This is a genomic window from Insolitispirillum peregrinum, assembly GCF_900156605.1.
GTDB lineage: Bacteria > Pseudomonadota > Alphaproteobacteria > Rhodospirillales > Rhodospirillaceae > Insolitispirillum > Insolitispirillum peregrinum.
The window spans coordinates 932,782-950,240 of the sequence record NZ_FTOA01000001.1 but is presented as its reverse complement, the minus strand read 5'-3'; the positions used below and the strand labels follow the sequence as shown (position 1 = coordinate 950,240).

At 60.0% G+C, this 17,459-nt stretch carries 16 protein-coding genes; 8 read left to right on the top strand and 8 right to left on the bottom strand.

Annotated elements, in window-relative coordinates; translation table 11 throughout:
• Positions 1-195 (top strand): 4Fe-4S dicluster domain-containing protein (locus BW995_RS04015; RefSeq protein ID WP_175616971.1); only part of this gene is annotated, 195 nt, incomplete at its 5' end.
• Positions 196-239: 44 nt separating this feature from the next.
• On the opposite strand, the gene BW995_RS04010 is transcribed toward BW995_RS04015, so the two are convergent.
• Positions 240-929 carry a hypothetical protein gene (locus BW995_RS04010; RefSeq protein ID WP_076398843.1) on the bottom strand — a complete coding sequence of 230 codons (690 nt, stop codon included), beginning with the start codon at positions 927-929 and terminating at the stop codon, positions 240-242.
• 192 nt (positions 930-1,121) lie between these two features.
• On the opposite strand from BW995_RS04010, the gene BW995_RS04005 reads away from it, so the two are divergent.
• Together BW995_RS04005 and BW995_RS04000 are read left to right on the top strand one after the other, a co-directional pair.
• Positions 1,122-1,586, top strand: coding sequence for a hypothetical protein (locus tag BW995_RS04005; protein WP_076398842.1), 465 nt, complete (start codon positions 1,122-1,124; stop codon positions 1,584-1,586).
• A 165-nt stretch (positions 1,587-1,751) separates the two neighbouring features.
• The gene (locus BW995_RS04000) at positions 1,752-2,117 is read left to right on the top strand and encodes a response regulator (RefSeq protein WP_076398841.1); all 366 of its coding nucleotides are present in this window, start codon (positions 1,752-1,754) and stop codon (positions 2,115-2,117) included.
• Between the two features lie 316 nt (positions 2,118-2,433).
• Here the strand turns inward: BW995_RS04000 and BW995_RS03995 are convergent, their stop codons facing one another.
• Positions 2,434-2,847 carry an Rrf2 family transcriptional regulator gene (locus BW995_RS03995; protein ID WP_076398840.1) on the bottom strand — a complete coding sequence of 138 codons (414 nt, stop codon included), beginning with the start codon at positions 2,845-2,847 and terminating at the stop codon, positions 2,434-2,436.
• Positions 2,848-3,038: 191 nt separating this feature from the next.
• Here BW995_RS03995 and hcp point away from each other — a divergent pair, with 191 nt between their 5' ends.
• Together hcp and BW995_RS03985 are read left to right on the top strand one after the other, a co-directional pair.
• Positions 3,039-4,706, top strand: a complete 1,668-nt coding sequence (gene hcp / locus BW995_RS03990) for a hydroxylamine reductase (RefSeq protein ID WP_076398839.1) — start codon at positions 3,039-3,041, stop codon at positions 4,704-4,706.
• Between the two features lie 69 nt (positions 4,707-4,775).
• Positions 4,776-5,813, top strand: a complete 1,038-nt coding sequence (locus tag BW995_RS03985; RefSeq protein WP_076398838.1) for an FAD-binding oxidoreductase — start codon at positions 4,776-4,778, stop codon at positions 5,811-5,813.
• Between the two features lie 489 nt (positions 5,814-6,302).
• On the opposite strand, the gene BW995_RS03980 is transcribed toward BW995_RS03985, so the two are convergent.
• The 5 genes from BW995_RS03980 to BW995_RS03960 all read right to left on the bottom strand — a co-directional run bounded on the left by BW995_RS03980 (position 6,303) and on the right by BW995_RS03960 (position 11,562).
• Positions 6,303-7,259: a ferritin family protein gene (locus BW995_RS03980; RefSeq protein ID WP_076398837.1), complete on the bottom strand. Its 957-nt coding sequence runs from the start codon at positions 7,257-7,259 to the stop codon at positions 6,303-6,305.
• 37 nt (positions 7,260-7,296) lie between these two features.
• Positions 7,297-7,875: a hypothetical protein gene (locus BW995_RS03975; RefSeq protein ID WP_076398836.1), complete on the bottom strand. Its 579-nt coding sequence runs from the start codon at positions 7,873-7,875 to the stop codon at positions 7,297-7,299.
• 221 nt (positions 7,876-8,096) lie between these two features.
• Positions 8,097-8,264: a 50S ribosomal protein L33 gene (gene rpmG / locus BW995_RS03970; protein WP_076398835.1), complete on the bottom strand. Its 168-nt coding sequence runs from the start codon at positions 8,262-8,264 to the stop codon at positions 8,097-8,099.
• Positions 8,265-8,382: 118 nt separating this feature from the next.
• Positions 8,383-10,050, bottom strand: a complete 1,668-nt coding sequence (locus BW995_RS03965) for a S41 family peptidase (RefSeq protein WP_175616970.1) — start codon at positions 10,048-10,050, stop codon at positions 8,383-8,385.
• Between the two features lie 150 nt (positions 10,051-10,200).
• A complete protein-coding gene (locus BW995_RS03960; RefSeq protein WP_076398834.1) occupies positions 10,201-11,562 on the bottom strand; it encodes an amidase in 1,362 nt (453 codons plus the stop codon).
• A 271-nt stretch (positions 11,563-11,833) separates the two neighbouring features.
• Between BW995_RS03960 and BW995_RS03955 the strand changes: the two genes are divergently transcribed.
• Together BW995_RS03955 and BW995_RS03950 are read left to right on the top strand one after the other, a co-directional pair.
• Positions 11,834-12,658 (top strand): substrate-binding periplasmic protein, encoded by an 825-nt coding sequence (locus tag BW995_RS03955; protein ID WP_076398833.1) that lies wholly within the window; start codon positions 11,834-11,836, stop codon positions 12,656-12,658.
• A 216-nt stretch (positions 12,659-12,874) separates the two neighbouring features.
• The gene (locus BW995_RS03950; RefSeq protein ID WP_076398832.1) at positions 12,875-15,211 is read left to right on the top strand and encodes a sensor histidine kinase; all 2,337 of its coding nucleotides are present in this window, start codon (positions 12,875-12,877) and stop codon (positions 15,209-15,211) included.
• A 273-nt stretch (positions 15,212-15,484) separates the two neighbouring features.
• Here BW995_RS03950 and BW995_RS03945 read toward each other — a convergent pair whose 3' ends face one another.
• Positions 15,485-16,558, bottom strand: a complete 1,074-nt coding sequence (locus BW995_RS03945) for a DNA-binding protein (RefSeq protein ID WP_076398831.1) — start codon at positions 16,556-16,558, stop codon at positions 15,485-15,487.
• Positions 16,559-16,811: 253 nt separating this feature from the next.
• Here BW995_RS03945 and BW995_RS03940 point away from each other — a divergent pair, with 253 nt between their 5' ends.
• Positions 16,812-17,399, top strand: a complete 588-nt coding sequence (locus BW995_RS03940) for a tyrosine-type recombinase/integrase (protein WP_245821249.1) — start codon at positions 16,812-16,814, stop codon at positions 17,397-17,399.
• The last annotated feature ends 60 nt before the right edge of the window (positions 17,400-17,459 follow it).

Below are 17,459 nucleotides of genomic sequence, written 5' to 3'. Positions count from 1 at the left end.
GAGCAGCGGTTCTGCCCGGCGGGCGTTTACGAATACGTCAGCGTGGAACAGAACGACCCCGACGGGCCAAAGCGGTTGCAGATCAATTCCCAGAACTGCATCCACTGCAAGACCTGTGACATCAAGGACCCGACCCAGAACATCAACTGGGTGGTGCCGCAAGGCGGCGAGGGGCCGAACTACCCCAATATGTAAGGAAAACGCCCGGATGCAGGACCGTCCTGCATCCGGGCGTTTGTTTATTCCTTCGGCAGGCTGGCCGGATTGAACAGCTGTCCTATCAGGAGCGGTTTGGGGGTGCGAACCGAATTGATCGACCAGTCATAAACCTTGAAGGCCGGATAATTGGCCGGGCCATCGCTGACCTTGAAGGCATTGTGCTTCAGGACCGGCAGATCGGTCACCACCCGCAGGCGGCCCTGTGTGCGCAGGCCCAGGCTTTCCAGTTGGGTCGGGTCGCGCAGTTTCGGGTCCTGGCTGCACCAGATATGAACCGTGCCGTCCGGCTTGATTTCGACGGTCAGCAAGGCAGAGTTGCGCCGGACAAAGGTCACCGCCTGAGTGCCGGTGAACTTGCCGCTGGTTTCATAGCGGACACGGAACGTGCCACTGCCCAGTGGGGTGATTTCCTTGAACGAGCTATCGCGTTTCAGGTCATTGATGATGCCCTTTTCGCGTTCGGCAATTTCACTGCTGCTCAGTTTGCCTTCGCGAATGTCCTTGTACAGCGGGGCCCAGGTCAGAGTGCCCTTGTAGGTCAGGGCATAATCCCCGGTGCGTGCCAGCCGGATTTCTGCGACGAAATCGTTGGGGACGTAGCAACTGGTCAGCAACAAGGTCCCGAACAACAGTGTAACAATTGCCAGCAGGCGTTGTCGCCAGCCGCGTATTGATACCGCAAGGGGGGAGGCAATGGCTGTCGAGGCCATGGGGCAATCCTTTTGTCGGGGCGGGGCGGTCTTGCGCGAGATTCCGCATCTTGACAAGCATAATCAGAGCCTTGAACGATGATACAGGGCCTCGGCAACAGGACCAAGGAAAAGTTCTGCCTTGCAGCTTTCGCCGGATCGTGGCTTGGGTGTAAGCTGACGGCAGGAAAAAACTGTCCTGGATGATGTGTGATGAAAGTCTGGTTGTCCCGCCTTGTTGTGGCGGTTCTGGCTGTGATGGCCTTGGGTACGGTTTCGGCGTGGGCAACAGAAACGGGCATTTCATTGAATGATGCGGTGCCAGTCTATCGTGCAATGGGTGTTGATCTGGTGCAAACCACCGACAACAGCGGCAATACCCACTGGGAAGGCCAGTCAAAGTCGGGCCTGATCTATGGTGCCCTGAATGGCGATGTGCGGGATCTGGGGCGGGCCGTCCTGCTGGTGGGCATTTCGCAGGAAACCCTGCCGGAGACCTCGGTCCACATCCTGCGCTTCATGCAGTTTGCCATTCCGGGGCTGCCGCAAAAGGAAGCGGAAGACACGTTCCGCAAAGCCGTGAGTGGTGGTGCCGCGTCGATTAGCCGGAATGGCAGGGTTCTGGATGTATCAACCATCAAGGGCATGGTTACGCTGGCCGTCACCAAAGCTCCCTGAGGCAGGGTGTATCGTGGCCTATCCGGTTTGATGATAACAGAATTTTAGGTTGGGCTATTTGACTTCCCCGAGCGTTTTGCGCATGATAGTTCCAAGGTGACAAGTCGTTCGCAAAACACCATCTTGTGGAAATCACAAGGCGTCCCAGGTCGAAAGAGCCGGTAAATGTCGAAAACAATTTTGATTGTTGAAGATAATGATCTGAATATGAAGCTCTTCAACGATCTGTTGCAGGCTCATGGGTATCAGACGCTTCAGACCAAAGATGGACGGGAAGTGCTGGATATGGCCCGTCTCCACCATCCTGACCTGATCCTGATGGATATCCAGTTACCGGAAATTTCCGGCCTTGATATCACTCGTATGCTGAAGGCTGATGACGATCTGAAAGCGATCCCGGTGATCGCGGTCACCGCGTTTGCCATGAAGGGTGACGAGGAAAAAATCCGCGAAGGTGGCTGTGAAGGCTATATCGCCAAGCCGATTTCGGTGCTGACCTTCTTGCAGACTGTTGCGCAATTCCTGAAGTAAAACCGTCGGAATTGTGTGTTGAGCTGAACATCAAGGCCGGAGAGAGCCCCTCTCCGGCCTTGAGCGTTTTGCGAAAAGTGGGAACCGGTTTTCGCAAAAATAATGCGACAGAACAAAAGACTAGACCAGCGTACCTGCGTCAGGTTTAACGCGCGCTGGTCTAGAGCATTGTGCGAAAAGTGGGTACCGGTTTTCGCAAAAAACAATGCGACAAAACAAAAGGTTAGACCAGCGTGCCTGCGTCAGGTTTAACGCGCGCTGGTCTAGTGTCGTTTCTGGGGATTGAGATTACGGGGTTGCCGTGGTGTTGGGGCGCTCACGGCTCCAGGGATGGCGGTAACAGATCGGCCAGTGTCTGGCCAGCCAGCACTCCCATGAACGCAGCCCGCGCCTGATACAGCACGCCTTTCAGGCGGCAATCCCCGGTCAGAGGGCAGGTATTGGTGTGGGGGTTAAAGCATTCCTGCAAATCCATGTGCGGTTCGGTCGCCTGAACAACTTCGCTGATACGGATTTCACCTGCTGGTCTGGCCAGCCGAACCCCGCCTGCCTTGCCCCGGATGGTGGTAAGATAGCCAATGCTGCCCAGATGATGGATCACTTTGACCATGTGATTGCGCGAGACGCCATAGAAGTCGGCGATCTCGGAAATGGTCACCAAGCGATCAGGCGTGCGCCCGATATACAGCAGGGCTCGCAGGGAATAATCAGTGTAGAGCGTCAGTTGCATCCGCGGATCATAATGGATTCCGTGTGTGCGGTCAAAATTTAAAAGATGTATTTTTAGTGCATCTTTCTGTTGACGGCCTCTGCGTTCCATAACATATATTGTAAATGCATCTTATGGCCGGTCAGCAGAAGGTGGCCCAACCGGGAAGAGGGCCACCGCCATGGGATCAGAACGGAGAGGAACAGGAACAGATGTTTTGCTATCAGTGTGAACAGACGGCCCAGACCGATCAGGGCGCAGGCTGCGCCAGCCAGCGCGGCAATTGCGGCAAGGATGAACAGACCTCTGACCTGCAGGATCTGTTGATCCATGCCGTCAAGGGGATTGCGCAGGTGGCGACCGCCGGTCGTTCGCTGGGGGTCAGCGACCCGGTGGCAGATGCCTTTATCCTGAAGGCGATGTTTTCGACCCTGACCAACGTCAATTTCAATCCGGCCCGCTTCACCCGCATGATTGCCGATGCGGCTGTCCTGCGGGAAAACCTGAAGGCGGCGGTTGTGCAGGCCGCCAGTGCCCGTGGCGTAGCCGCCCCGGTGTGGGCTGGTCCGGCGGCGTGGGTGATTCCCGAAGAGGTCGGTGAGCTGCTGGCGCAGGCCGAATGCGCCGCCATCCGGGCCGGTGAAGATCAGGTTGGCGCTGATATCATCGGGTTGCGGGCGTTGGTGCTGTACGGCCTGAAGGGCGTGTGCGCCTATGCCTATCATGCGCTGATGCTGGGGCAATCGTCGCAGGAGGTTTACGCCGGTATCGAACAGGCGCTGGATTTCCTCGCCAATGAACCGGCGGATGTGCAGTCGTTGCTGGACATGGCGCTGACCGTTGGCACGATCAACCTGTCGGTGATGGCACTGCTGGATGCCGGGAACACCGGGTCTTTCGGAACTCCCGAGCCATCGCAAGTGCGGATTTCGCCGGTGGCGGGCAAGGCCATTCTGGTCAGCGGCCACGACATGGCCGACCTGAAGGTGTTGCTGGACCAGACCGCCGGGCAGGGGATCAACATCTATACCCACGGCGAAATGCTGCCCGCCCACAGCTATCCGGCCCTGAAGGCCTATCCGCATCTGGTGGGCAACTATGGTGGGGCGTGGCAGGATCAGCAAAAAGATTTCGCCGAGTTTCCGGGCGCGATCCTGATGACCTCCAACTGCCTGATCGAGCCGGGCCCACGCTATCGTCAGCGCATCTTCACCACCGGCCCGGTGGGCTGGCCGGGGCTGCGTCATCTGGAAGACCACGCCTTTGCGCCTGTGATTCAGGCCGCCAAGGCCCTGCCGGGCTTTGCCGCTGATGCCGAAGAAAAGACCATCACCATCGGCTTTGGCCGTGATGCGGTCCTCAGCGTTGCCGATACGGTGATCGAGGCGGTCAAGGGCGGGGCCATCCGCCACTTCTTCCTGGTTGGCGGTTGCGACGGTGCGGACAGCGGACGCAACTACTACACCGATTTCGTCGAACAGACCCCGCAGGACACCGTTGTTCTGACGCTGGGCTGCAACAAGTATCGCTTTAACACCCTCGACCTGGGCTCGATCGGCGGCATTCCGCGCCTGCTGGACATGGGGCAGTGCAACGACAGTTATTCCGCCATTCAGGTCGCCAGCGCGCTGGCCAAGGCCTTTGACTGCGGCGTGAATGACCTGCCGCTGTCGCTGGTGGTGTCGTGGTTCGAGCAAAAGGCGGCAGCCGTTCTGCTGACGCTGCTGGCTCTGGGGTTGAAGGGTATCCGTCTGGGGCCAACCTTGCCAGCCTTCATCACCCCGACCGTGTTGCAAACGCTGGTTGATGCCTTTGACATCAAGCCGATTGGCACCCCGGAAGGCGATCTGGCGGCCATTCTGCAGACTGCCGCCGAGTAATTCTGCCTTTATGCCCCCATCGGTGTTGCAAAACACGGGTGGGGGTATTGCTTTTTGAGGGGAACCCTGATGTCTGTCCATGCGATTACCTTGACCACTGCCGACGTGCAGACCTTTTCTTTCGACTGTGACGAGGCGGAATCCTTGCTGGATGCGGCAGCGCGCAGGGGCCTGACCTTGCCGTCCAGTTGCCGACAGGGAGCCTGTGGAGCCTGCCTGGCGACGGTTCAGCAGGGTGAGTTCCATCGTGCCAGCATCAATGAGAAGGCTCTGCCGCAAGGGGGCGATACAACGCCAATCCTGTTGTGTTCGACCTATCCGCGTGGAGAAATGGCGCTGACGGTTACCGCGCAATCAGCACAGATTACCAGTGGTCCGGTGCCGGTGCGCTCGGCGATGGTGGTGGCGAATGATGACATTGGCGGCGCCGTTCACCGGCTGGTACTCGATCTGGTGGCGGACCCGGTGGATGGCCTAGGGGCTCCGTTCGAGGCTGGGCAGTTCATGGAACTGGAAGTACCGGGAACACAGCAATGGCGGGCCTATTCGCTGTCCAATGCTCCCAATTGGGACGGGCGGCTGGAGTTCCTGATCCGCCTGCATCCCGATGGGCTGTGCTCGCAGTGGCTGAAAACGCGGGCTGCCGTTGGCGAGACGCTGCGGGTTCGTGGGCCGCAAGGGGCAATGGTGCTGGCCAGTGACAGCCTGCGGCCTCGCTGCTTTATCGCTGGGGGAACCGGGTTGGCGCCCTTGCTGTCGATGGCGCGTCAAATGGCGGAGTTTGGTGACAGTCAGCCGTGCCATCTCTATTTCGGGGTAACGCGGCAGCAGGATTTATTTGCCCTTGCTGAGCTGGACGCCCTGACAGCGCAGCTTCCGTCCTTGCAGGTGACGGTCTGCCTGTGGGAAGCGTCGGAGGGATGGCAGGGGGCAACCGGATCGCCGGTGGATGCCTGGGCGCGGGATATGGAAGCGGGGACGGTTCGGTCGCCTGATGTCTATGTCTGCGGTCCGGCCGGGCTGATTGATGCGGTCGAGAAAACCGCGCAGCAGGTCGGTATTCCGACAAAACAGGTGTTCAGCGAGCGGTTCTTGCCGTCTTCATAAAGGAAACGGGGCCGCTGTCGGAGGTTGGCGACGACGACAGCGGCCCCCACGGTTCCCGCCTCTGCCGGTCAGGACACAGGGCGGGAAAAGAAACAGGCTTCAGCCGGACGACCGTTCACGAGGTTGGCATTCGTGACTGGTCCTTGGGGGAAAAGGACGGCTGTTACCCGGTTTCGGGAATTTCGGAGAGGGATTGGGGGAGGGGCCTTTCTTTTTTCAGGAGCCCGCGTTTACAAGACTGGCTCGCGTTGATATGGAACGAAACTTTCGGTGCGGAGAGTGGTGATGCAGCCACTCTCCGCACCCTTTGTTTTCAGCGTCCCATACCCGAAGGTTGGCGTTCCGTGCAGGGGATGCTGAAGGTCGAAGCGAGCTGTCGGTCAGGAAACATCTCGCTTCTGTAACCTCCTTGGCAGGAATGGGAGAGGGAGGCCCTTGCCAGGGAGGGTTCTGCGCTCCGGGTCAGGACGGAGTGCAAAAGGGAAATCATCAACGACCGCTTCTTTTCCGGCGGACGCGCTCGCCACGGATGGCGGCAGCCCGATCGGTCAGGCGGGCGGTGGCCGCAAGGCGCAGATTGGCTTCGTGCTGGGCCAGCCCGCTCAGGCCGCACGGCGGCAGGGCGTTGGCAATGCGGGTAAAGCCGTGGAAGGTGGCAAACGAGGTCTGTGCCTCGCCGCGCAAAATATCCAGCGGGGAAAAGTTGTCATTGGCAACGCCCGGCATGGCGAGCCGCGGGATACTGCCCTGATTGCCCAGATCGCGGCTGCGGGCTTCGGACTCTTCTGCCAGATCCTGCATCAACTGTGCAGAGGTCTGGTCATCAATGCTGCGCAATCGCCGGGCAAGGGCTGCGCGTCGTGCAGCAGCCGTCCGGGCCTCTGCGGCAGCCAGCGACAGCAGATCATCCAGCCGTTCAGGCTTCATCAGCGTTGCCAGCGGCAGGGCCGGGGACTCTGTCACGTCGTGACGGGCCAGCAGCCCGACGTGCTCCAGTTCCTCAGCGGCCAGCAGCTCGGCATGGTGGCGGATTTCGGCGATATGCGTCCCTGCCGCAATGCGCAGGAACAGGGCGTAGGTCCGCTGTTCGTTGTGCAGGGCATAACGCAGGGCCAGCGCCGGGGTCAGGGTCTCAAGCTGCTCGGGCATCATGCCTTCGTGCAGCACATCCCATGAAAAGCGCAGGTCCGGCAAATGTCCCAGCCCCCCCCGCAGGGCCAGGCCATCAAGGCTGTTTTCGTGCTCCATTTCCTGATCGCGCAGCATGCGGAACAGCTCTGCCAACTGTGACCGCCCGAGAGCTTCCATTTGCTCGCTGAGGTGGGTATAGCGGCGCACACCTTCCCGCTCGACGGCACGAGCGAGGGCGAACAGCTCCTCGGCACAGCCGATCGAGCGCAGATCATTGAAGCTGATGGGGCGAGAGAGGGTGCTGAAGTAGCTCATGATACGATACCTTCGGCAGAAGGAGCCCGCGGGAGGATTATGCGGCTGCGGTGGCCAGCAGGGAACGCAGGCTGCCCAGCGTGCGGAGATCCTGACTGGCCGATGCCATGTCCCGCACCGCCCACGAGCCGCCAAACGGGCCGCTCCATGCGCTTTCGTTCAATCCGGTGGACAGCAGGGCAAGGTCGTCTTCGGCGGCTGCAATCAGGGCATCCAGCGCCGCACAGCGGGCTTCGCCGTCAAGCAGGTCGAGGAAGGCCAACCGGACACGTACCGCAAGGCGACCGGCCCCAATCCGCAACGAGGCTGCCGGTTCCCCCATCAGGCGGGCAAAGACTTCCTTGCCCTGCCCGGTGATGGTCAGGCCCTGACAGGGATCGCCAATCAGGCAGTCACAGCGCAACATTTCTTCGAGGCAGGCGACGATGACATCCGGGCATGGTGAGCAGGACAGCGAAGGAACGCGGGCGGCCTGCAAAATCTGGCTGCCGGTGATCGGTTCGCCGGACTCCAGTCCGCGCCAGGCGGCCCCGAGAGTCATCAGCCACAGAACATCCTGAATCCGTTCACCCAGACGGCACGGGGTAGACGGTGACGGGGCTGTGTGAAGGGTCATGGCTGCTTCCTCCGGCATGCAAATGAGAATGAATCTCATGTCGTGAAGGAAAGATGCCATGGGGGCGGAGTGCAGGCAAGCCCTCTCTGCGGCTTTTTCTGAAATATCCCCATAAATTGGTATTTTTGGCGAGGCGGCCAGAAAATGGCCAAAGATAAAGGGCACCGAATTGCTTCGGTGCCCTTTATCAGAAACGGATGGGTAAGATCCCTTGCAGGAGCTTACTTCATCTTGGTTTCGCGGAAGATGACGTGCTTGCGCACGACCGGGTCGTACTTGCGGAACTCAAGCTTCTGGGTCAAGTTGCGCGGGTTCTTCTTCGCGATGTAGAAGTAGCCCGTGCCCTCGGTGCTTTCGAGCTTGATCTGCACAGTGGTCGGTTTGGCCATGGTCTTTATCCTGGAACGAAGACATCGTTGAGCGGGCGAAAATACAGGGAGTTCGTCGTAAGTCAAGCCCATATCGCCCTGAAAACAGCAGGCAGGGCTGTTTTTCGTTATTTCTGGCCTATCTTTGTGCCCACTGCGGGCTTGTGCTGGCCAGGGCACGAACGAACAGTGCCGGATTGTGAAGCAATTCGCGGCCAATCCCTATCGGGGCAGCCCATTTTTCCTGGTCGGTTGCCGGGCAGGTTTGCCGCAGATGGGTGCGGCTTTTTTCATCCCACAGCGGGGTTGCCCGCCAGTCGGCAAGGGTGCTGCTCATTCTGGCCGTCTCGTTCCCGGACAAGGGGGGCAGGGCGCGGGCCAGTGTTTCGCTGGGGGCTTCGGCCTGACTGGTCACGCAGATGGTTGGCAACACACCCAGATTGTGCAGTGTATAGCCGGATGGCGCGTGGAACCGTGACCACGTCAGGGTCATTTCACCGTTGTTTGGCAGGTTGACCACCGTTTGCACGGTCCCCTTGCCATAGCTGTTTGAACCGACAACAACGGCCCGACCATTGTCCTGCAGGGCCGAGGCCAGAATCTCTGCTGACGAGGCCGAACGACCATCAACCAGCACCACCATCGGAATGCCTTCGGCCACATCCGGCGGAGACGCCGAATAGCTTTGCAGCGAGTCCGGGTGTCGGCCCTTGGTGTAGACAATACGGCCACGGCTGAGGAACAGGTCTGAAACGGCAACCGCCTGATCCAGCAAGCCGCCGGGATTGCCGCGCAGGTCCAGCATGATCCCGCGCAGCCCACCGCCGAATTTGGCCTGGGCGTCGTCGATGGCTTGCTGGACGTGTTTTGCCGTCTGCTGGTTAAAGCTGGCAATGCGGATGGTGGCGATACCGTCGTCGCTGGTCTCCATGAACACGCTTTTGGGCATCACCAGACCGCGCCGCAACAGGACATCCTGCTCGCGGTCGGTGCGCAGGATGGTCAGGCGCAATTCGCTGTCAACAGGGCCGCGCAAGCGCTCGCGCACCTGTTCGCGCTGATCGTTGAGGGCGGCAATATTAACGCCATCAATATGGGTAACCTTGTCGCCGGGAAGCAGGCCCGCCTGTGCGGCAGGCGTTTCGGGAAGAACCTCTTCGATATTCAGAAAGCCGCGCTCGACCTGATACCGGATGCCGACCCCACCAAAGCCGTTGCGGCTATCCCGGTGGCGCTCTGCTTCGTCGGCACCGGCATAGCGGGAATAAGAGTCAAGGCGGGCCAGTGCCGTCGAGACCATGGCCGTATACAGGGCTTCGTTGTCGGCCTTGGCCAGTTCCGGCGACAGGGTGCGCAGGGTCTCGATCATCTGCGAGCAGAGAGAGCTCCATGCGGTGGCAGAGTCCGGGGGAGGGGCCGGTTCGCTGGCGATGACCCGTTCGGCCCGGGTAATGACGACGGTACGGCCATTCAGGCTGGCGCTGATGGCCGCATCGATTTTTTGCAGGCCGTTCAGCGCGGAGAGAGCCAGCGACTGAGCAGTGACCGGGTCCAGATAGCGGTCCTCGATTACGTCAAAGACATAGCCCAGTTCCTTTTCGACCGCGCTGCGCGAAAAGGTGGGGGTGGGTGAAATGGGTACCGATGCCGGGGCATTGGCCCATGCGGTTCCGGCGCGGGCTGGAGCCGTGCTGCAGGCTGCCAGCGAAATGGCAACAAAAAACACCCCCAAACCACGGGCAGCGGTCTGGCGCGGAGTTGTTTTGATGCGGTTGGCAATACCGGGCCGGTATGGCCAGAGACTCATTCCGTCGATCATCCCGTATGGAGCATCCTGATCATGGGTTTCTGTCCCGATGATGGCACAAATATGGTCGCCTGAGAGTTACTATCCTCCTAACATAATTCGCGGCCCATACCAAGGAATGGTGATGCTCCTCCGGTCCGTTATGTGGACCTATGCATTGGTGCCTGCTGTCTGCAGGGCCGTTTCGATGGCGCAGGCCAGCGACAGGGTAACGTCGTCCTTCATCGTCTCGCCGACCACCATCAGGCCAACCGGAGCAGTTCCCGGTGCGTGGCAGGGCAGGCTGATCGCCGGGCGGTCCAGAGCATTGAACAGCGACGTATTGCGCAGCATCAGCGCGTTGGTGGCGCCATACAGGCCATCATCGCATTCCAGCGGTGCCAGCAGGGGGGCGACGGTCGGAACGGTCGGCATGATCAGCGCGTCGTATGCACTGGTGATCCGGCTGATGCGGGTGCAGATTTCCTCACGGGCCTTGAGGCAGTCAATGTAGATGCTGGCGGGAATGGCCTGACCATTCAGGATGCGCACCAGAACCCGGGGATCATACAGATGGGCTTTTCGGACCAGCCGGTGCTGGTGCAGGGCATAGGCCTCGGCGGCGGCAATGCCGCCCTGAATGCCACGGGCCGGGATTTCGGCCAGTTCCGGCAGGGCGATTTCTTCGATGGATGCGCCAGCTTTTTCCAGCGTCCTGACTGTGGCCGCAAAGCTGGCGGCAACATGGATGTCCATCTGATCAAGGACAACGGCGGTCGGGATGGCCAGCCGTCGGCCTTGCAGCGACAGCGCGGGGAGTGGTGCCACCGGGCTGGCGCTGAGAATCTGGTCGAACAGGGCACAGCATTGAACGCTGCGGGCGATGACGCCGATACAGTCCAGGCTGGTGGACAGGGGATAGGCACCGTCCCGGCTGACCCGGCGCGCTGTCGGCTTGAAGCCGGTCAGGCCACACAGGGCGGCAGGGATGCGCAGCGAGCCGCCAGTGTCACTGCCAAGGCCCGCCACCGCCATGCCGTCGCTGACCGAGACCGCCGCCCCGGCCGACGAACCACCGGGAATGCGTCCGTTCGCCCGGTCCCACGGGTTGCGGGGGGTTCCGGTATGCGGGTTCAGCCCCAGGCCGGAAAAGGCATATTCAGTCATGGTGGTCCGGCCAAGGATGATCGCCCCGGCCCGGCGCAGGGCTGCCACGGCAGGGGCATCCTGTGCCGCCGGTCCTTCGCCATGGCTGGCAACAGACCCGGCCAGCGTTTCCCGCCCGGCTTCGTCGAACAGGTCCTTGATGGTGACCGGCAAGCCCGCCAGAGGCGGCAGGCTGATACCTGCCGCCCGGGCTTGATCAAAGGCTGCTGCCTGTGCCATGGCCTGATCGGCATACAGGGCGGTAAACACCCGGACGCCTTCGCCAGCAGGATCGGTTGCATGGGCAAGGGCCGTTTCCACAAGACGGGTGGCCGTGGTCCGACCTTCTGCCATGTCGGCGAGCAATGGGCTGGCGGCAGGGAGCATGGGTAGAGCATCCTTACGCTTGGGGCACTGGGCCTTGGCTGTTTCCGAGCGGAATAGTGGTCCCCGCTGTGTAAAGCTGCAAGGGAAAACCTGTTTTTTGATTTCGTTCGCCTGCATCCTGCGGCACACTGCCAACCGGCGGGAAATGAGTGACATTTATAAGAAAAACATCAAGGATCCTGGCGCGTTTCGCACATCTTTTTGCTGTGTATGACAGTCGTCGGTCTGAGGGCGTAAGCGGCGAAGATCCTGCAAGGTCAAGGGAGGCAGAATGAAAGCCTGTATCTGGGGCGGATGTCGGGTGGCCGTGTGGGCTGTTGTCGTTGTTGTTCTGTCTGTGGCCGGACAACTGGCGGCAGCCCAGCCGGATGCATCTGCCGGGGGGGCTCTGGTGCAGCTGCAGCCGGATCTGGTGATCGGTGTGACGGCAGCCTCTCCTCCGTTTGCTTCAGAGGATGCCAACGGGGTATTGCAGGGCTTCAATGTTGATATTGCCCATATCCTGTGCCAGCAAATCCATCAGCCATGCCGCATCGAAGCCCTCCCTTTTGCTGACGTTCTGAAAGGAGTGAGTGAGGGTTCGCTGACAATCGGGGTTGCCAACGTGCTGCGAACTCCGGACCGGGAGCAGAAGATGCTGTTCTCCAGGCCGATTTGGCGGTCCACGTCCAGCTTTGTCGGGCGGCGTACCCTGGAGCAGGTGCCACTGTCCTCCTTGCGCGAAAAGTATGTCCTTTGCTCTGTCAGGGATAACCGCCAAAGTGCCTGGCTTGCCCAGTTGAACGGGCCAAAAGCGCATGTGCGGGAATACACCCATCGCAATACGTTGCAGGATGCGCTGGTCGAGGGTGCGTGCGATCTGGCATTGCTGCCAACGGTTAATGTGCTCGATTTCCTGAACAGCGAGCGCGGAGGAGCGTTTGATTACTACGGTCCTCCGGTCGATGATCCTGCCTTGTCAGGGGATGTCCATATTATTGTTACTCCATCTCGCCCAGAGGTGGTAAAGAAGGTGGATGCGGTCATGGATGCCATGAGTCGGGACGGGAGTTATCGCGCCCTGATTTATCGTTATTTTCCGTTTGATATCCTTTGAGTTGGTGGGTGACGGATCGCAGAAAGCCTGCCCGCTTTGCTCTTGATCTGACGGGGTCTTCGGGGATTGATTTTGCCGGAAGGATGTTCGACCAGCATGCCTTAAACCTGACGCAGGCACGCTGGTCCATGTTTTTGTTTTGTCGCAGTGATTTTGCGCAAAACCGGAACCACGTTTACGCTCACTGCTCTCGTTCCGAATGTGGACTGATATAGCATGGACTCTCTTTCTGCCTCTGCTTCCCGGACGGCCGATGCCAGTGCAGCCGCAGCGCCTCTGCGCTCTTTGCCGTCGTTGCGGCGGCGGTTGTTGCTGCTGGCGATCAGTGGTGCGATCATTCTGCTGGCCGCACTGGGAGCGTTGCTGAAAAGCGAAGGCGACATTCAGTCTCTGGCTCAGGATAGCCGCCGGACGACGGTGCCCGCCTTGCTGGCGCGCCAGCAGGCCGCAGCCAATCTGGAACGGATGATCCGGTTCGGCTGGATCACGGCCTCGGCATATGATCCGGGCGACTGGCGTCCGGCCGGGCGTGCGGCACAAGCCTTGTCCTATCACCCTTCGATGGGGATCGACCCTCAGATCAAGGCCGGGGCCCAGACCATCTACACCATGTTGCGGGACGTGCTGGCCTTGCGCGAAGAAGCCCTTGGCCTGCGGTTGTCGGCGCAAAGCGAGCCGGATAAAGCCGCCCGGGCAAAGCTGGAGGCGCAGGCGGTTCAGGTGGACGGCAAGGCGCGGGCCTTGTGGTCGCCGCAGGATACGGTCTTGCTGGACTTGCAGGCCAAGCTCGCTGCCGATACCGAACGACTGACCACCGAACATTTTCGCCAGATTGATCATCTTGCCAGTCTGAACCAGTTGTCCGGCGTGCTGGTGGTTGCGGTCATGCTGGGGACGTTGCTGTTTGCCGTGATTGTCATTCGTCGCCACCTGCTGCTGCCGGTTCTGCGGGTCAGTGATGCCTTGCGCGGGCTGTTGCATGACATGCAGGTGCCGGTCACCTTGCCGACGCCGGCAACAGAGGAAATTGCCACCATCCAGGGGGCTGTCTATCAGCTGAAAACCGCCTTGCATCAGGCGCGGGAGCGGGCCGAGGCCCTGCGGAACAGTGAACAGCGGCTGCAAACCATCTTTGATGTTTCCGAGGCGGGGATTGCGTTGGCGTCTCCGACCGGTCGGCTGGTGCGGGGGAATGCCGCAATCTGTCGTCTGCTTGGCTATGGCATGGATGAATTGCTGATGCGGCGGGCGTGGGAGTTTACCCATCCGACCGAGGCGCTGAACGAGCAGCGGCTGGTCCGCGAGCTGATGAGCGGAGAGCGGACCAGCTATCGCATTGAAAAACGCTGGATGCGCAAGAACGGCTCGACGGTTTGGGTTGACAGTACGGTGAGCATCCTGCGAGACGCGCAAGGCGCGATCGTCGGCTATATCGGGGTGGCAATCGATACCACCGAGCAGCACAAAATCCGGCAAGAGCTGTTGTTTACACAGGCGATCATCGACCACAGCCGCGATCCCATCTATTGTCTGATGCCCAACGAGGATTTCCGTTTCGTTTATGTCAATGCGGCGGCTTGTCGTCATTTTGGTCGGACGCGGGCCCAGTTGCTGAAAACACGGATCATGGACGTCGATGGAGCTTTTCCGGCAGGAGCAATTCTGGCCACCCTGCCAGACCGCCTGCGGCGTGAACGGACCGAGTTGTTCGAGACAATCCATCAGCGGCCGGATGGTGTTGAAATTCCGGTCGAAATATCAGTCAACGCCCTGGAATACGAAGGCACGCCCTATGTGGCGGGCTATATTCGTGACATCACCGAGCGGAAGCAGTGGGAAAGTGATGTCCAGCGTTCCAATCAGGAATTGCAGCAGTTTGCCTATGTTGCCTCGCATGACCTGCAGGAGCCGTTACGGATGGTCGCGAGCTTTTTGCAGTTGTTGCGTCAGCGCTATGGCAAGGGGCTCGATGACGAGGCGCGGGAATACATCAACTTTGCCGTTGATGGCGCGGTGCGCATGAAGCAGATCATCGAAGACCTGCTGCAGTATTCCCGCGTCGAGACGTCGCGCAAGGTGCTGGCGCCGATGGATTTGCGTCTGGCCTATGACGGGGCACTGCTCAACCTGCGGCAGGCCATTGCCGATAGCGGGGCGGTTATTGCGGCCCCCGAAGAGATGGGCTGGGTTTTGGGAGATGCCAGCCAGATGATTCGGCTGTTCCAGAATTTGATCGGGAATGCGATCAAATACGCCAGCCCTGAACGCCGCCCGGAGGTAACCATTTCGGTTGCGCGTGATGACGAGATGTGCACGGTGTCCATTGCCGACAACGGAATTGGTATCGGGGAAGAGTTCTACGAACGTATTTTTCTGATTTTCCAGCGTCTTCATACCAAACATGAATATGAGGGGACCGGGATCGGTCTGGCAATCTGCAAGCGGATTGTCGAGTATAGCGGCGGACGTATCTGGGTGCGCTCCATCCCCGGCAGCGGGTCGGTGTTCTCGTTCACGCTGCGGTCCAGCGAAGCCTGGATCAGCGTGCGTTAAATGGGACGCCACAGTACACGACAGTTGCGAAACAAGGACGTGGAGCGCTGCTCCACACCTCGCTGGGGCCTTGAGGCCCCAGACCCCATTGGATTGATTTTTAAAGAAAAAAAATGGGGGTTCGGGGCCTCAGGCCCCGAATGGGTTTGGGCGATAGCCCATTCTTTTCCACCAACTGTCGTGTACTGTGATCTGACACAGGCACGCTGATCCAACCTTTTGTAGTGTCGCATTGTTTTTGCGAAAGCCGGCTCCCGCTTTTCGCACAATGCCCTATTGGTCCTGCTGATTCTGTGATGCTTCCTTTGGCGGATGCTTTTCGGTCCTGCTGGCCAGAGCGGCGACGGTTTCTTCCAGTGACCGCAGGGCTGCGGCGTGTTGTTCCGTGCTGGAGGCAATCACGGTCAATTGCGTGACCCGGTCCCGTTCGCTGGCAAGATCCAGCGACAGCTGCCGGATGGATGCCTCCTGAGAGGTAATGGTGGCTTCCATGCGGCTGAGGGTGGTGGTCAGGGCTGCCAGCTCGTGCTGTTGTTTTTCCAGTGCGGCGAGGCTGCTGTCCCGTTGATGGGTCACTTCGATCCGCAGGGCTTGCTCTGCGGCCAGAGCTTCCCGGATTTGCGCCAGAGTCTGGGCCTGCGCCTGTGCTTGTGCCTGCTGTGTCTCGCGCAGGGCTGCAAGGGTGCTGGTGGCGGTCGCCAACTCGCTTTCGGCCTGTCGCCGTCCGACGATTTCCAGTTCGATCCGGGTTTTGCTGACCGCCAGTTCCTGTTCAATGTCATGGAGCCGCGCGGTCAGGGCCGCGTTGCGACTGGCCAGTTGTTCCATCTGGCCTTCGGTGCGGAGTGCCCGTTCGGCGGCAGCGGCGGCGCTGGCGGTGGCCTTGTCTTTTTCCGCGATTGCGGCCTGTCGAGCGTTTTCGGCAATCAGGGCCTGCTGCTGTGCCTCTTCGATGCGGGCCTCGGCGGCGGCGATGGCATCGTTGGCTCGGGCTTCTGTGGCCTCTGCGTTTGCCAGCAGCAAGGCTTCCCGCTCGCTGTGAATGTGCTGGACCCGCTCGGCGGCGATGGTCAGTGCGCGTGCTCCCAGTTCAGTGATGATCTGTTGATCTTCCGGCGTCAATTCGACCGGGGGCAGGGACGGTGTTTGCTGATGTTCGTATTCGCGGACGCCGTTATGGATGGTTGTCATTGACCCGCGTCCCAGCTTTTCCCGAACAGAACGACGCGTTACCGGTTCCCCTGCTGCGGCCAGCTCACGGCAGGCGACCAGCACGTCAGCGGTGGTGATGGGTGGATTCCGGCGATCTTCGGTGCTGTGGGCTGGCTCTGGAGGCATGGATGGCATCGCAAATTTTCCTTCTTTCGGCCAATCACCGTAACGTTACGATATTTTGTTATGTTATGTAACATAACTTGTTATCTTGTGAGGGGCTAGATAACTCCCGTTAAAATTCATATTTTATCGGGAGTATAGGAAACAGGCCAAAATTCAACGCCAAAAAACTTGCCTTCACGACAAACTTCCGTGAAAATATCGAAATTTCTTTTTTTAACGGAAGTCTGCGAGGTTCTGAATGGCTCTTGGGCGTCGGGCAAAAATGCTCACCGAACGACAGGAAGCGGCGGTCCTGGGCGTGCTGAAGGCGCAAGGGCGATACCGGGAACGGAATGTCGCCATGTTCCTGCTGTCGGTGAAGGCGGGCTTGCGGGCCAAGGAAATTTCAATGCTGACCTGGGCGATGATCACCGATGCCGATGGGCAGATTGCCGAGGTGATCAGTCTGGAAAACAAGGCCTCGAAGGGGAAGCGCGGCGGGCGTGTGGTGCCGCTGAACCGGGTGCTGCGCGAGGCCCTGCAAGCGCTGCGTGACAGTCAGGAGGGCGCGGTCAGTGACTCCCCGGTCATCCGCTCCGAGCGTGGCCGAAACTCCGAGCGGGGCGGGCGCATGGCGCCGGGGACCATTGCCGACTGGTTCGGCGATCTGTATCGCGGAATTGGCTTTGATGGCTGTTCAAGCCACAGCGGTCGGCGCACGTTCATTACCCGTGCAGCCCGGCGGATCAGTCAGGTCGGGGGAAGTTTGCGCGACGTGCAATATCTTGCCGGGCACGCCAGCCTGTCCACGACCCAGATTTATATCGATGGGGACGGTGAAGCCCAGCGCAAGGTGGTTGATCTTATCTGATTTAAAATGGGGTCCGGGGCCTTAGAGCATTGTGCGAAAAGTGGGAACCGGTTTTCGCAA

Bases quoted from the DNA above. Each gene is read 5' to 3' on its own strand.
- BW995_RS03965 (WP_175616970.1), bottom strand. From the start codon at position 10,050: ATGAGTCTCTGGCCATACCGGCCCGGTATTGCCAACCGCATCAAAACA.
- BW995_RS03960 (WP_076398834.1), bottom strand. From the start codon at position 11,562: ATGCTCCCTGCCGCCAGCCCATTGCTCGCCGACATGGCAGAAGGTCGG.
- hcp (WP_076398839.1), top strand. From the start codon at position 3,039: ATGTTTTGCTATCAGTGTGAACAGACGGCCCAGACCGATCAGGGCGCA.
- BW995_RS04000 (WP_076398841.1), top strand. From the start codon at position 1,752: ATGTCGAAAACAATTTTGATTGTTGAAGATAATGATCTGAATATGAAG.
- BW995_RS03995 (WP_076398840.1), bottom strand. From the start codon at position 2,847: ATGCAACTGACGCTCTACACTGATTATTCCCTGCGAGCCCTGCTGTAT.
- BW995_RS03950 (WP_076398832.1), top strand. From the start codon at position 12,875: ATGGACTCTCTTTCTGCCTCTGCTTCCCGGACGGCCGATGCCAGTGCA.
- BW995_RS03985 (WP_076398838.1), top strand. From the start codon at position 4,776: ATGTCTGTCCATGCGATTACCTTGACCACTGCCGACGTGCAGACCTTT.
- rpmG (WP_076398835.1), bottom strand. From the start codon at position 8,264: ATGGCCAAACCGACCACTGTGCAGATCAAGCTCGAAAGCACCGAGGGC.
- BW995_RS03975 (WP_076398836.1), bottom strand. From the start codon at position 7,875: ATGACCCTTCACACAGCCCCGTCACCGTCTACCCCGTGCCGTCTGGGT.
- BW995_RS03955 (WP_076398833.1), top strand. From the start codon at position 11,834: ATGAAAGCCTGTATCTGGGGCGGATGTCGGGTGGCCGTGTGGGCTGTT.
- BW995_RS04005 (WP_076398842.1), top strand. From the start codon at position 1,122: ATGAAAGTCTGGTTGTCCCGCCTTGTTGTGGCGGTTCTGGCTGTGATG.
- BW995_RS03945 (WP_076398831.1), bottom strand. From the start codon at position 16,558: ATGCCATCCATGCCTCCAGAGCCAGCCCACAGCACCGAAGATCGCCGG.
- BW995_RS03940 (WP_245821249.1), top strand. From the start codon at position 16,812: ATGCTCACCGAACGACAGGAAGCGGCGGTCCTGGGCGTGCTGAAGGCG.
- BW995_RS04010 (WP_076398843.1), bottom strand. From the start codon at position 929: ATGGCCTCGACAGCCATTGCCTCCCCCCTTGCGGTATCAATACGCGGC.
- BW995_RS03980 (WP_076398837.1), bottom strand. From the start codon at position 7,259: ATGAGCTACTTCAGCACCCTCTCTCGCCCCATCAGCTTCAATGATCTG.